11 protein-coding genes and 1 rRNA gene are annotated in these 13,336 nt (G+C 70.5%); 8 read left to right on the top strand and 4 right to left on the bottom strand.

Annotation, left to right across the window (positions count from 1 at the left end; translation table 11 throughout):
• Positions 1-110 precede the first annotated feature (110 nt).
• Positions 111-2,909: a pyruvate dehydrogenase (acetyl-transferring), homodimeric type gene (gene aceE / locus AB3X52_RS16700; protein WP_437440572.1), complete on the top strand. Its 2,799-nt coding sequence runs from the start codon at positions 111-113 to the stop codon at positions 2,907-2,909.
• Positions 2,910-3,068: 159 nt separating this feature from the next.
• Here the strand turns inward: aceE and AB3X52_RS16705 are convergent, their stop codons facing one another.
• Positions 3,069-4,061 (bottom strand): alpha/beta fold hydrolase, encoded by a 993-nt coding sequence (locus tag AB3X52_RS16705; RefSeq protein ID WP_367995230.1) that lies wholly within the window; start codon positions 4,059-4,061, stop codon positions 3,069-3,071.
• Between the two features lie 176 nt (positions 4,062-4,237).
• Between AB3X52_RS16705 and AB3X52_RS16710 the strand changes: the two genes are divergently transcribed.
• From AB3X52_RS16710 to AB3X52_RS16740, 7 genes are all read left to right on the top strand, one after another.
• Positions 4,238-5,443, top strand: a complete 1,206-nt coding sequence (locus AB3X52_RS16710) for a PucR family transcriptional regulator (protein ID WP_367995231.1) — start codon at positions 4,238-4,240, stop codon at positions 5,441-5,443.
• Between the two features lie 79 nt (positions 5,444-5,522).
• On the top strand, positions 5,523-6,707 hold the full coding sequence (locus AB3X52_RS16715) for an acyltransferase domain-containing protein (RefSeq protein WP_367995239.1): 1,185 nt from the start codon (positions 5,523-5,525) through the stop codon (positions 6,705-6,707).
• Positions 6,707-7,702, top strand: a complete 996-nt coding sequence (locus AB3X52_RS16720; protein WP_367995232.1) for a beta-ketoacyl-ACP synthase III — start codon at positions 6,707-6,709, stop codon at positions 7,700-7,702. Before AB3X52_RS16715 ends, AB3X52_RS16720 begins: the two co-directional genes overlap by 1 nt.
• Before the next feature lie 63 nt (positions 7,703-7,765).
• Positions 7,766-8,011 carry an acyl carrier protein gene (locus AB3X52_RS16725; RefSeq protein WP_348858872.1) on the top strand — a complete coding sequence of 82 codons (246 nt, stop codon included), beginning with the start codon at positions 7,766-7,768 and terminating at the stop codon, positions 8,009-8,011.
• A 60-nt stretch (positions 8,012-8,071) separates the two neighbouring features.
• Entirely contained in the window at positions 8,072-9,334 is a 1,263-nt protein-coding gene (locus AB3X52_RS16730; protein ID WP_367995233.1) for a beta-ketoacyl-[acyl-carrier-protein] synthase family protein, read from the top strand.
• Entirely contained in the window at positions 9,334-10,782 is a 1,449-nt protein-coding gene (locus AB3X52_RS16735; protein ID WP_367995234.1) for an acyl-CoA carboxylase subunit beta, read from the top strand. The genes AB3X52_RS16730 and AB3X52_RS16735 overlap by 1 nt, the downstream gene beginning before the upstream one ends.
• Before the next feature lie 72 nt (positions 10,783-10,854).
• Entirely contained in the window at positions 10,855-11,334 is a 480-nt protein-coding gene (locus AB3X52_RS16740) for a hypothetical protein (RefSeq protein ID WP_367995235.1), read from the top strand.
• A 70-nt stretch (positions 11,335-11,404) separates the two neighbouring features.
• Here the strand turns inward: AB3X52_RS16740 and AB3X52_RS16745 are convergent, their stop codons facing one another.
• The 3 genes from AB3X52_RS16745 to rrf form a co-directional block, all read right to left on the bottom strand.
• Complete coding sequence (locus AB3X52_RS16745) at positions 11,405-11,935, bottom strand: DUF3145 domain-containing protein (protein ID WP_437440573.1); 531 nt, start codon at positions 11,933-11,935, stop codon at positions 11,405-11,407.
• A gap of 170 nt (positions 11,936-12,105) precedes the next feature.
• Positions 12,106-13,179 (bottom strand): tetratricopeptide repeat protein, encoded by a 1,074-nt coding sequence (locus AB3X52_RS16750; protein ID WP_367995236.1) that lies wholly within the window; start codon positions 13,177-13,179, stop codon positions 12,106-12,108.
• 86 nt (positions 13,180-13,265) lie between these two features.
• Positions 13,266-13,336 (bottom strand): 5S ribosomal RNA (gene rrf, locus AB3X52_RS19410); the annotation flags it as partial.

Below are 13,336 nucleotides of genomic sequence, written 5' to 3' on the forward strand. Positions count from 1 at the left end.
CGACCGCCGCGAGCACCCCTCCACCCTGCCTCCGACCTGCACAAATGGCTACTCGCTAGTAGCAGGGAGGGGGTTTACACAGTGTTTCCCTTGCGTGCGAACATGGGAGCGTGACCGATGAATCCATCCCCACTTCAGGCACGGGATCGGTGACCCCGTCCCAGCCCACCGTCATCCACGAGGGCCTGCCGACCCAGCTCCCCGACATCGACCCGGAGGAGACCCAGGAGTGGCTCGGCTCGTTCGACTCGATGATCGAGTCGGGCGGCCGTGAGCGTGCGCGCTATGTCATGCTGCGCCTGCTCGAGCGCGCTCGTGAGATGAACGTCGGCGTGCCCGCGCTGCGGAGCACCGACTACATCAACACCATTCCCCCCGAGCGCGAGCCGTGGTTCCCCGGCGACGAGGACACGGAGCGACGCATCCGCGCGTTCATCCGATGGAACGCCGCCGTCATGGTGTCGAGCGCCAACCGCAAGGGCCTCGAGGTCGGCGGCCACATCGCCACCTACCAGTCGAGCGCCAGCCTCTACGAGGTCGGCTTCAACCACTTCTTCCGCGGCAAGGACCACCCCGGGGGCGGTGACCAGGTCTACATCCAGGGTCACGCCTCGCCCGGCATCTACGCCCGTGCCTTCCTCGAGGGCCGACTGACCGAGGAGCAGCTCTTCCGCTTCCGCCAGGAGGTCCAGCACGGTCCCCACGCCGGCCTGTCGTCGTACCCGCACCCGCGGCTGATGCCGGACTTCTGGGAGTTCCCGACGGTGTCGATGGGCCTGACCGGTCTCAACTCGATCTACCAGGCGCGGTTCAACCGCTACCTCGACAACCGCGGCATCAAGGACACCAGCCAGCAGCGCGTCTGGGCGTTCCTCGGCGACGGCGAGATGGCGGAGCCCGAGTCGCTCGGCGCGATCCGCATCGCCGCCCGCGAGGAGCTCGACAACCTGGTCTGGGTCGTCAACTGCAACCTGCAGCAGCTCGACGGCCCGGTCACCGGCAACGGCAAGATCATCCAGGAGCTCGAGGCCAACTTCCGCGGCGCCGGATGGAACGTCATCAAGGTCATCTGGGGCCGTGAGTGGGACCAGCTGCTCGCGCAGGACGTCGACGGTGTGCTCGTCAACAAGATGAACACCACGCCCGACGGCCAGTTCCAGACCTACTCGGTCGAGACCGGCGAATACATCCGCGAGAACTTCTTCGGCACCGACCCGCGCCTGCGCAAGATGGTCGAGGAGATGAGCGACGAGCAGATCCGGAAGCTGCCGCGCGGCGGCCACGACTACCGCAAGGTCTACGCCGCCTTCGACGCCGCGACCAAGCACGTCGGTCAGCCGACGGTCATCCTCGCGCACACCATCAAGGGCTGGACCATCGACGCCCTCGAGGGCCGGAACGCCACCCACCAGATGAAGAAGCTGACGATGGCGGACCTGAAGAAGTTCCGCGACCGTCTCTACCTGCCGATCTCCGACAAGGAGCTCGAGGAGACCTACGCGCGCACCGGCGCCGCGCCCTTCTTCAACCCCGGACCGGACTCCCCCGAGATCCAGTACATGCAGGAGCGACGCGCCCAGCTGGGCGGTTCGGTCCCGCGCCGCGTCCTGCGCAGCAAGCCGCTCACCCTGCCCGGCGATGACGTCTACCAGGACCTCAAGCAGGGCTCGGGGAAGAACAAGATCGCCACCACGATGGCGACCGTGCGCCTGCTCCGCGACTGGATGAAGGACCCGGAGATCGGCAAGCGGATCGTGCCGATCGCGCCCGACGAGTACCGCACCTTCGGCATGGACTCGATGTTCCCCTCCGCCAAGGTCTACAACCCGGGCGGGCAGCAGTATGAGTCCGTCGACCGCAAGTTGTTGCTCTCCTACAAGGAGGCGACCAACGGACAGATGCTCCACGAGGGCATCTCCGAGGCAGGCGCGCTCGCCTCGGCAACGGCCGCGGGATCGGCGTACTCCACCCATGGCGAGCCGATGATCCCGTTCTACATCTTCTACTCGATGTTCGGGTTCCAGCGCACCGGCGACTCGATCTGGGCCATGGCCGACCAGCTGGCCCGCGGCTTCCTCGTCGGTGCCACCGCCGGCCGCACCACGCTGACGGGCGAGGGGCTGCAGCACGCCGACGGCCACAGCCCGCTGCTCGCCGCGAGCAACCCGGCGGTCGTCCACTACGACCCGGCGTTCGCCTACGAGATCAGCCACATCATGCGCTCCGGTCTCGAGCGGATGTACGGCTCGTCCGAGGAGCACCCGCACGGCGAGAACGTCATCTTCTACCTGACGGTCTACAACGAGCCGGTCGCGCAGCCGGCCGAGCCGGAGGGCGTCGACGTCGAGGGCATCCTCAGAGGCATCCACCAGGTCTCGGTCGCCGAGGGCGAGGGCCCACGGGTGCGCCTGCTGGCCTCGGGCGTCGGCTTCCCATGGATCGATGAGGCCGCCCGCCTCCTCAAGGAGGAGTGGGGGGTCCAGGCCGACACCTGGTCGGTCACCTCGTGGAACGAGCTCGCGCGCGACGCCATCGCGACCGAGCAGTGGAGCCTCAACCACCCGGGCGAGACGCCGCGCACCCCATTCGTCACCGAGAGGCTGAGCGGCTCCAACGGTCCGGTCATCGCGGTGTCCGACTACATGCGCGCGGTCCCGCTCCAGATCGCCCGCTGGGTCCCGGACGACTACCGCGTGCTCGGCGCTGACGGGTTCGGCTTCGCCGACACCCGCCCGGCCGCGCGTCGCTTCTTCCAGATCGACGCCCAGTCGGTCGTCGTCCAGGCGCTCCAGGCGCTCGCCGACGCCGGGGAGATCGACCCCGCGCTGGTCGAGAAGGCCTTCGCGACCTACCGCATCGACGACCCGACCGCCACCGCTGGAATCAAGCAGGAGGGCGGCGACGCCTGAGCCTCGGGGCGCCCAACGGCGCGTCGTCGGCGTTCTCGTCGCTCGACGGCCCGCTTCGCTTAAAGGCCGCCTTCGCTCCTCGGCCTTGCCGCCGCGCGCGTTGGACACCCCGAGAAAGGCCGCAGGCCCCGGACACCGTCCGGGGCCCTGCGGCCGTCCTCAGGCCCCTTCGCCCTGCACCGTGGCGACGTCGACCGGCGCGAGCTCGGGCGCGGTGCCGCCCGACCTGAGCAGACGCCGCCACCGGGCTCGGGAGTACGTCGCCGGCCGGGTGCTCGCGATGAAGTCGGTGAGGAGCCCGGCGAACTCCCCGGGATGATCCTTGTGCGGGAAGTGGCCGGCGTCGGGCATGACCACGACACGCGCCTTCGGCGCGAGCGCCGACGCGACGGCAGCGTGGCTCGCCGGCAGCACCCGGTCGTCGGCACCCCACACGACGCAGAGCGGCATCGCCTCGGTGAGGTAGGCACGGTCGCGCATGGACACGTTCTGACCGCGCACGTCGATGACGCCGGTGACGAGCTTGTGGACGGCGTACCGCTTCCCGGCATCCTTGAAGGAGTCGAGGATCGACGCGACCTCACCGAGGTCGCGCGTCGCCCGTCCGCCGAGCCGCCCGAGCAGGCGGAGCGCCCCCGTGTTGACCTGCCGAACGCCCGGCAGAGTCAGCACCCGAAGACCGAGGTCATAGCCGGGCAGCGCGAGGGCCCGGATGAGGACCGTGACCTCGGGACCGAGCCCGCCCGGGTCGACGAGCATCAGCCGCTCGGTGCGTTCGGGATACTGATAGGCGAACTGCATCGCGACCGCGCCACCGAAGCTGTGGCCGACGACCGTGACCTTGTCGATGCCGAGGACCGTCAGGAGATCACGCATCCCGTTCGCGTAGCCTCCGGGGCTGTAGTCGCCACGCGGCTTGGCGGACTCACCGTGGCCGAGGAAGTCGGGCGCAAGCACGGTGTAGTCCGCCGCGAGCTCGGGGATCACCGGGTCCCAGTCGTGGTGGTCGCAGGCGAGGCCGTGGAGCAGCAGCACCACCGGCGCCGTACCGATCGGGCGACCGGCCAGCACGTAGGCACGCCGATGGCCGTGGATGGTCACGAACCGCGTCGCGCAGAGCGGCTCAGCGGAAGGCGCCGGCGTGTCGACCATGCTGCAGATCCTTGTCCTCGGGGATATCGGGCATCGCTGTGAACGCCGTGCCACGAGCGGGTGAATGCTCGGACGTCCACAGACCTTCGCCTCAACGAGTCAACCACGGTCCGGGTCACCCGGCCGGAGGGCGGGCGAGATGGGTCGGCGAGGCGGCGAGGTGGGAGGATCGAGGGGTGACACCATCCCCGTCGACGCTGGCGTCCCGCCGCCGTGCCGCGGCGGCGGTGCTGCAGCGCGCCACCGGCCGACTCGCCACTGCCGCGACCGCCCGGATGGACAGCGACATGCCCTGGTTCCGCGACCTGTCGGCACAGGACCGGTCCTGGGTGGGCATGATCGTGCAGGCAGGCATTCGCGAGTTCCTCCGGTGGTACGCCGCGGGCGCGAACTCCACCGCGGCCAAGCCGGACCTCGCGACCTCGATGTTCGGCGAGGCGCCGCGCACACTGACCGGCGTCATCACCCTGCGTCAGACGGTCGACCTGGTCCGTCTCTCGATCGAGGTCGTCGAGGCCAACGTCGACGACCTGCTCGATCCCGATCAGGCCCACGACGTCCACGACGCCATCAGCCGCTACGCGCGCGAGGTGGCGTTCGCGACGGCGGAGGTCTATGCACGGGCTGCCGAGCAGCGCGGAGCCTGGGATGCCCGCCTCGAGGCCCTCGTCGTCGACGCCGTCCTGCGCGCCGAGACCGACGAGGCCGTCCTATCCCGGGCGAGCGCCCTCGGCTGGGACGCAGGTCAGCCGCTCAGCGTCGTGCTCGGGGCGGCGTCCGCGCGCCCGGCGGACGCGGCCGGACTCGATGCGCTCTTCGAGGAGATCCGCCACCGCGCCCGCGCCGAAGGCCTCGAGGCACTCTGCGCCGTGCAGGGCGACCGTCTCGTCGTGCTGCTCGGCGGCGTCAAGGACGCCACCGAGGCGGCCGCCGCGATCGCCGACCTGTTCGGGGAGGGTCCGGTGGTCGTCGGTCCTGTGGCGCCGGGGCTCGGCGAGGCCCAGACGTCCGCGCGCGCGGCGCTGGCCGCCTACCGCGCGGCGCCCGGCTGGCCCGAGGCCCCGCGACCCGCCCCGAGCGACGACTTCCTGCCCGAGCGGGTCCTGGCGGGCGACGGCCACGCTCGCCGTCACCTCGTCGACGAGATCTACCGTCCTCTCGTGGACGCGCGCAGCACCCTCATCGAGACGCTGACGGCGTACTTCGACTCGGGTCGCTCGCTGGAGGCCACGGCACGAGCCCTCTTCGTCCACACCAACACCGTGCGCTACCGGTTGCGCCAGGTCGCGGACCTCACCGGCTACTCCCCCGGCGACCCGCGCGACGCGCTCACCCTGAGGCTGGCCCTCATCCTCGGCCGCCAGTCCGCGCGCACGTTGTAGGGATCCTACAAACCTCACGGTGGCAGATTCGTGGGCGCCGATGCTGAACGGCGTGGGTCGCGCCCGGCATTGTGAAGGCGTGCTCGTCATCGTCGCCCCCGGACAAGGGGCTCAGACCCCAGGCTTCCTCACCCCGTGGCTCGAGGACCCCGACTTCGCGGCCCGCATCGAGTGGCTCTCGACCGTGGCGGGGGTCGACCTCGTCCACTACGGCACGGCCGCCGACGCCGACGCGATCCGTGCCACCGAGATCGCGCAGCCGCTCCTGGTCGCGACGGGGCTCGTCGCGGCGCTCCAGCTCTTCCCCCACCCTGCGGACGCCTTCGCCCAGATCGGCGCCGTCGCGGGCCACAGCGTGGGTGAGCTCACCGCGGCGGCCGGCGCGCGGGCGATCAGCGCCGAGCAGGCCATGGTCCTCGTCCGCGAGCGCGGCAACGCCATGGCACGTGCCGCGGCCGCCACCCCGACCGGCATGACCGCGGTGCTCGGCGGCGACCGTGACGAGGTCCTCGCCGCCATCGAGCGCCACGGGCTCACGGCGGCCAACGACAACGGCCCGGGGCAGGTCGTCGCGGCCGGAACCCTTGCCCAGCTCGAAGCGTTCGCCGCCGATCCGCCGTCTCGGGCGCGGCTGATGCCGCTCAGCGTCGCGGGCGCCTTCCACACCGTCCACATGGAGCCCGCCGTCGGCCACCTCGCGCGGCTCGCCCGCAGCGTCTCCGTCCACGACCCGCGTACGGCGATCATCTCCAACCGCGACGGCCGCATCGTCCACGACGGCACGGAGGTCCTCCGCCGCATCGTGGGCCAGATCGCCAGCCCGGTCCGGTGGGACCTCTGCCTTGAGACGATGGCCGACCTCGGCGTCACGGGCATCCTCGAGATGCCTCCGGCCGGCACCCTCACCGGGATCGCGAAGCGGGCGCTCAAGGGCGTGGAGACCTTCGCGCTCAAGACGCCTGACCAGCTCGACGACGCGCGCGCCTTCTGCGAGAAGCACGGTGAGTCGAACCCGATCGAGACCTCCCCCACCTGGCGCATGGTCGTCTCCCCCGCCAAGGGCACCTTCCGGCTCTCGCAAGAGGCCGCGGACCTCACGATCCTTCCGAGCGGCACCGCGATCGGCGACATCGCCAGCCTGCGGGACACGATCTCGGTGACCGCCGCCCACGGTGGGCAGGTCGTCGAGTGGCTCGTCGAGGACGGCGACCTGGTCTCGCCGGGCCAGCCGTTGCTCCGCCTGCACCCGGAGGGGGTTCTGTGATGGTCACCATCTCCGCGCCGCGCGGCGCCGACCATGCTCGCATCCTCGGCGTCGGCGGCTACCGCCCCTCCCGCGTCATCCCCAATGCCGAGATCGTCGACGCGATCGACTCGAGCGACGAGTGGATCCGCACCCGCTCGGGCATCGTCGAGCGCCGCTGGGCGACGCCGGAGGAGACCGTGCAGATGATGTCGGTCGCCGCGGCCCGCAAGGCTCTCGAGCGGGCGGGTCTCGAGGCGAGGCAGATCGACTGCGTGATCGTGGCGACCGTCAGCCACTTCATCCAGACCCCGTCCGTGGCGACCACGATCGCCAGCGAGCTCGGCACCGAGAACGCCGCCGCCTTCGACATCTCCGCCGCATGTGCGGGCTTCTGTCACGGCATCTCGATGGCCGCGGACTTCATCCGCGGCGGCAGCGCGCGCCACGTCCTGGTCATCGGGGTCGAGCGACTCTCCGACCTCACCGACGTCACCGACCGCGGGACTGCATTCATCTTCGCCGACGGCGCGGGCGCCGCGGTCGTGGGCCCCAGCGACACCCCGGCCATCGGCCCGGTCGTGTGGGGCTCCGAGGGCGACCGTGCCGACCTGATCACCCAGAAGGCCGACTGGCGCGACGCGCTCGAGTCGGGCGAGACGCCGTACCTCACGATGAACGGCAACCCGGTCTTCCGCTGGGCCTCGTTCGCCATGGCCAAGATCGGCCAGGAGGCGCTCGACCGCGCCGGCATCACCGCCGACGATCTCGACTGCTTCGTGCCGCACCAGGCCAACATGCGGATCATCGACGCGCTCGCGCGGTCCATGAAGATCCCGGACCACGTCACGATCGCGCGCGACATCGCCGAGATGGGCAACACCTCCGCGGCCTCCATCCCGCTGGCCCTCGACCGCATGATCGACGAGGGCCAGGCGAAGTCGGGCGACGTCGCGCTCTTCATCGCCTTCGGCGCCGGGCTGGTCTACGCCGCCCAGGTCGTCGTCGTCCCCTGAGCGAGCGCCCGCTCGCTCGACCCCACCGGTTTCAGCACCAACCCACATCCCGAGAGGAATCAGATGGCCACCACCGAAGAGATCCGCGCAGACCTCGCCGACATCGTCAACGAGGTCGCCGGCATCGACGTCGACGATGTCCAGCTCGACAAGTCGTTCGTCGATGACCTCGACGTCGACTCCCTGTCCATGGTCGAGGTCGTCGTCGCCGCCGAGGAGAAGTTCGGCGTCTCGATCCCCGACGAGGAGGTCAAGAACCTCAAGACGGTCGGTGACGCGGTCGCGTTCATCGAGCGCGCCCAGGCCTGATCGCCGGCCTCACCGTCACCTGACCAGTTCCACCCCCACCACCCTCAGGGGAGAGCCACCATGAGCCGTACACGTGTCGTCGTCACCGGGATGGGCACCACCAACCCGGTGGGCGGAGACGTTCCCAGCACCTGGGACGCCCTGATCGAGGGCCGCTCCGGGATCCGCATGCTGACCGATGACTGGGTCGAGAACCTGCCCGTGAAGATCGGCGGCAGGGTCGCCGTCGAGCCCTCGGAGGTGCTCGACCGGGTGAAGGCGCGACGCCTCGACCGGTCGGCCCAGTTCGCCATGGTCGCCGCGATGGAGGCCTGGCGCGACGCCGGCTTCGACGGCACCGCCGCGGACAGCGGGCTGGACGGCGACCGTGTCGGCGTGGCCGTGGCGTCGGGGATCGGCGGCGTCACGACGCTGCTCGACAACTACGACACGCTCCTTGCGAAGGGACCGCGCCGGGTCAGCCCGCTCGCCGTACCCATGCTGATGCCCAACGCTCCGGCGGCCAACATCAGCCTGTACGTCGGCGCGCGGGCGGCCGCGCAGACGCCGGTGTCCGCGTGCGCCTCCGGCAACGAGGCGATCGCGCTCGCCGTCGACCAGATCAGGCTGGGACGCGCCGACGTCGTCCTCGCGGGCGGCACCGAGGCGGCCATCCATCCGCTGCCGATCGCCGCGTTCGCCAACATGATGGCGCTCTCCAAGTCCGGATCACAGGAGGGCGGCGATCCGACGACGGTGAGCCGTCCGTGGGACACCGGCCGTGACGGCTTCGTGCTCGGTGAGGGCGCCGGCGTCCTCGTCCTCGAGAAGCTCGAGCACGCCCAGGCCCGCGGTGCCCGGATCTATGCCGAGGTCCTCGGCGCCGGCATCACGGCCGACTCCCACGACATCGCCCAGCCTGACCCGGCCGGGCGTGGCGGCAGCCGCGCGATCGTGCGTGCGCTGGCCGAGTCGGAGATCTCGCCGACCGCGATCGCCCACGTCAACGCCCATGCCACGTCCACACCGCAGGGCGACATCGCGGAGGGCCTCATGCTCCACGCGACCCTGGGCAGCCACGTGAACGAGGTCGTCGTGACCAGCACCAAGTCGATGACCGGTCACCTGCTCGGCGGCGCCGGCGCCCTGGAGTCGATCGCCACGATCCTGGCCATCCACCACCGGCTCGCGCCCCCGACGATCAACCTCGACAACCTCGACCCCGAGGTCGAGCTCGACATCGCCACCAAGGCACGCGAGCTGCCGGTCGGCGACATCGCGGCCCTCAACAACTCCTTCGGCTTCGGCGGTGCCAACGTCGCGGTCGCGTTCGGAAGCCTCTGATGACACTGAACCAGACCCAGGCCCCTGCTCCGGCGAGGCCCGCCAAGCTGCCGCGTGAGCAGGACCCGCGCAACCCCGTCACCCGGCTCACGGCGCTCTTCGACGACGGCAGCCTCGAGCTGATCTCGCCCGACGACAACTCCGGCATGCTCGCCGCCGTCGGGACGGTCGACGGCACCCGCGCCGTCGCCTTCTGCTCCGACGCCACCGTCATGGGCGGCGCGATGGGCGACCAGGGCTGCCGCGTCGTGGTGGATGCCTACCACCGGGCGATCACCGATGGGGTCCCGATCATCGGTCTGTGGCACTCCGGCGGCGCTCGACTCGCCGAGGGCGTGCTGTCGCTGCACGCTGTCGGCCGCATCTTCCAGGTCATGACCCAGGCGTCCGGCAAGATCCCGCAGATCTCGGTCGTCCTCGGCCCGGCCGCCGGCGGGGCCGCCTATGGTCCGGCGCTGACGGATGTGGTCATCCTGGGCCCCGACGGCCGCATCTTCGTCACCGGCCCCGACGTCGTGCGCTCCGTCACCGGCGAGGACGTCGACATGCTGCGGCTCGGCGGCCCCGAGCCGCACGGACGCCGTTCGGGCGTGGTCCACATCCTGGCCGAGAGCGAGCGCGAGGCGCTCGACCGAGCCCGTGGCGTCGCGTCGCTGCTCGGCGCCCAGGGCGGTCTCGACGTCAGCGCTGTCGACGACCACGACCTCTCCCATCACCTGCCCGAGTCGAAGAAGCGCGCCTACGACGTCCACCCGCTCGTCGAGGGCGTGCTCGACGACCAAACGATGCAGGAGCTGCACGCCCGCTGGGCGCCCAACATCGTCACCGCGCTCGGCCGGTTCGGAGGCCGCACGGTCGGGGTCGTGGCCAACAACCCGCTGCGTCTCGGGGGGTGCCTGGACTCTCTCTCCGCAGAGAAGGCGTCGCGCTTCGTCCGGATGTGCGACAGCCTCGGCGTACCCCTGATCGTCCTCGTCGACGTGCCCGGCTATCTGCCCGGCGTCGGCCAGGAGTGGGACGGCGTCGTACGCCGCGGCGCCAAGCTGCTCCATGCCTTCGGCGAGTGCGTCGTCCCTCGCGTCACCCTGGTCACGCGGAAGACGTACGGCGGTGCCTACATCGCCATGAACTCCCGCTCTCTCGGGGCGACGAGGGTGTTCGCCTGGCCGGGCGCCGAGGTCGCCGTGATGGGCGCGGTCGCCGCGATCCGGGTCCTCCACCGCCGCAAGCTGGCGGAGGTCGCTCCCGATCTGCGCCCGCAGGTGGAGGCCGAGCTCGCCGCTGAGCACGAGCGGATCGCCGGCGGCGTGGAGAAGGCCGTCGAGATCGGTGTCGTCGACGAGGTCGTCGAACCCACCCGCACACGCAGCGCGATCGCTGCGGCCATCGAAGAGGCCATCCAGACCTACGGCGTACGCCGAGGCGCGCACGGCAACATCCCGCTCTGAGGTCCCGCGTGTGGGGCGTAACCACGTCCGGCCGGTCGCGTTAGTCCCGTGAGGAACGCCACGGGAGGGTTCATGTTTGCTGCACAACGCAAGGCGGGCGTCTACAGCGCCGTCGCCGTCCTCGGCCTCTCCGGCGGGCTGCTGGGGCCCCTGGGTGGGCTTCTCGGCGGCTCGTCGGACTCGTCGTCGAGCTCCGCGCGGCCCACGGCGGCGCAGTGGAAGAAGATGGGGTCCACCTCGTCGAAGTGGAAGCGCGTGCTCCGCAAGGGCTGCCACAACTACGCCTACACCTATACGGTCAAGCCGCCTGGGTCCGCCGGCACCGAGTGGAGCCTGGAGACCTTCCTGACCGGACCGCGCGGCGGCCGCCTCGGGTCGGACGTGATCCTCGGCGGGGCGGATCCCAAGCACGGCAAGAAGACCTGGCGGATCTGCAAGTCCAACACGGTCCCGGGCACGTTCACCATCAAGGCGAAGCTGACCTACAACGCCAACCCGGATCAATACTCCGGATGGCTCAACGCGAGCCACTTCCGGCTCGTGAAGCCGTGAGGCTCCCCCAACACTGACGCCGACGAGGGGCCCGGAGCGATGCTCCGGGCCCCTCGTCGTTTCACGAACCTCAGACGACCTGGTGGAGCCAGCGCACCGGCGCACCTTCACCGGCGTGCCGGAAGGTCTCCAGCTCGTCATCCCACGGCTTGCCGAGAAGCTTGTCGATCTCGACGTTGATCGTGGTCTCCCCCAGGGCCGCCTTCACGACCGCGGCCTTGAGCCGGTCCTCGGGGATCATGATGTCGCCGTGGAGCCCGGTGACGGCGTGGAAGACACCGAGCTCCGGAGTGTACGAGAAGCGGGCGCCCTCCGAGCTGGAGGTCGGCTCCTCGGTGATCTCGAAGCGAAGGTGGTTCCACCCCTTCAGCGCGGACGCCACAGCGGCCGCCGAACCCACCGACCCGGTCCAGGAGAGCTCGGCACGATAGGTGCCGGCCTGGGCGGGCTGGGGAGTCCAGTCGAGGTTCACCGCGACACCCAACACCCCGCCGACGGCCCACTCCACGTGCGGGCACAGCGCCGAGGGCGCAGAGTGCACGTAGAGCACGCCCCTCGTCGCGGTGCGGGTGGCGCTGCGTGTGTTCATGTGTGCGGTCACCGTTGGTCTCCTTCGTTCCGGCGCGAGCGACGCCTTCCCCAGCGGGCTCGAAAGGAACGATGAAAAACCTCAGGCTTAATCACACGGATGTAGTTGTCGTGACCATTGTGACGCATGAGAGCCGTGTGCACCAGTCGACCGGCAGATCTACCGGCCGACTGGTGCCGAGCTCAACGGTCGACGCGCTTCTCGAGACTCTCCGCGCGCTCGGCGGCGTCCGTCAGCTCGTCCGCGTCGATCGCAAAGGTACGGTGGAACCAGGTCAGCGCGTCCGTCAGCCGGCCCGCGGCCTCGAGCGTGTCGGCGTAGGCGTACCGCAGCCGCACGACCCACGGAGCCCGGCTCTTGCTCAGGAGCGGTGCCTGCTCGAGCGTCCGCAGCGCAGCGTCGAGCTGCTTCATGTCCCGGCGCGCGCCGGCCTCGACGATCGTCATCTCCGCCTTCGCCTCGGGCGCGAAGTTCGCCACCGAAGGACTGTGCGCGAGCTTGATCGCCTGCTCCGGCTGGCCGAGGGCACGGTGGCAGTCCGCCATGATGGGCAGGTACGCCGTCGCGCCGTTCATGCGCTTCGCGGCCCGCAACTCCGAGAGCGCTTCGGCATAGTGACCTGCGGCGTACGCCGCCTCTCCGAGCGCCTCGCGGATGACGGCGATCCGCTGGGTCCGGGCCTTCGCGGCCTTCGCGTGCTGGTAGGCCAGCTCGGGGTTCTCGTCGATGTAGGTACCCGCCGCGACGAGGTGCCGAGCGACCCGGGACGCGAGCTTCTCCGGGAGACCACGCAGCTGCGCGGCGATCGACCGGTCCAGCTCCTTGCCGGTGATCTCCTCGGGCAGGTCCGGGCCGTCGTACGCGCGCTGATCCGGGGTCCGCTCGACCTGAGGCTCACGCTCGCGCGGAGCCCCGCCACGCGGACCCCGACTCGTCGCCGGACCCTGGCGACCGGCGGACGAGCCATACGGCTTCTTGCCGGCTCCTTCACCCTGGCGGCCACCCGACCGCTGACCACCACGCGTGGGACGTTCCCCCGGCCCACCGCGACGGTTAGAGCCCGACGGCTTGCTGTCACGAAAACCACCGGGCTTCTTCGCGCCCTTCGCCCGGCCCTGCTCAGGCTTACCGCCCGAGCGCCCTCCGCTCGTCGCGCGGCCACCGCCCGACGAGCGACCAGCACCCGTCGAGCGCCCGCCGCGCGACGATGAGCCCTGCGATCGATTGCTGCGGCGTTCCTCAGCCACGGCATCCATCCTCACTGGCCGCTCCCGCGACCGATCTCACAACATCCCTGGAAATACAGTAGAGGCCGCCCGAAGGCGGCCTCTACCAGAAGTATGTCCGGCGGCGTCCTACTCTCCCACAACCTCCCGGTTGCAGTACCATCGGCGCTGAAAGGCTTAACTTCCG

It is taken from the genome of Nocardioides eburneus (assembly GCF_040838215.1).
Lineage (GTDB): Bacteria > Actinomycetota > Actinomycetes > Propionibacteriales > Nocardioidaceae > Nocardioides > Nocardioides eburneus.

What these genes read in the sequence shown, in the direction of transcription:
- AB3X52_RS16730 (WP_367995233.1), top strand. Translation starts at nt 8,072, where the DNA reads ATGAGCCGTACACGTGTCGTCGTCACCGGGATGGGCACCACCAACCCG.
- AB3X52_RS16705 (WP_367995230.1), bottom strand. Translation starts at nt 4,061, where the DNA reads ATGGTCGACACGCCGGCGCCTTCCGCTGAGCCGCTCTGCGCGACGCGG.
- AB3X52_RS16735 (WP_367995234.1), top strand. Translation starts at nt 9,334, where the DNA reads ATGACACTGAACCAGACCCAGGCCCCTGCTCCGGCGAGGCCCGCCAAG.
- AB3X52_RS16725 (WP_348858872.1), top strand. Translation starts at nt 7,766, where the DNA reads ATGGCCACCACCGAAGAGATCCGCGCAGACCTCGCCGACATCGTCAAC.
- AB3X52_RS16740 (WP_367995235.1), top strand. Translation starts at nt 10,855, where the DNA reads ATGTTTGCTGCACAACGCAAGGCGGGCGTCTACAGCGCCGTCGCCGTC.
- AB3X52_RS16720 (WP_367995232.1), top strand. Translation starts at nt 6,707, where the DNA reads ATGGTCACCATCTCCGCGCCGCGCGGCGCCGACCATGCTCGCATCCTC.
- AB3X52_RS16750 (WP_367995236.1), bottom strand. Translation starts at nt 13,179, where the DNA reads ATGGATGCCGTGGCTGAGGAACGCCGCAGCAATCGATCGCAGGGCTCA.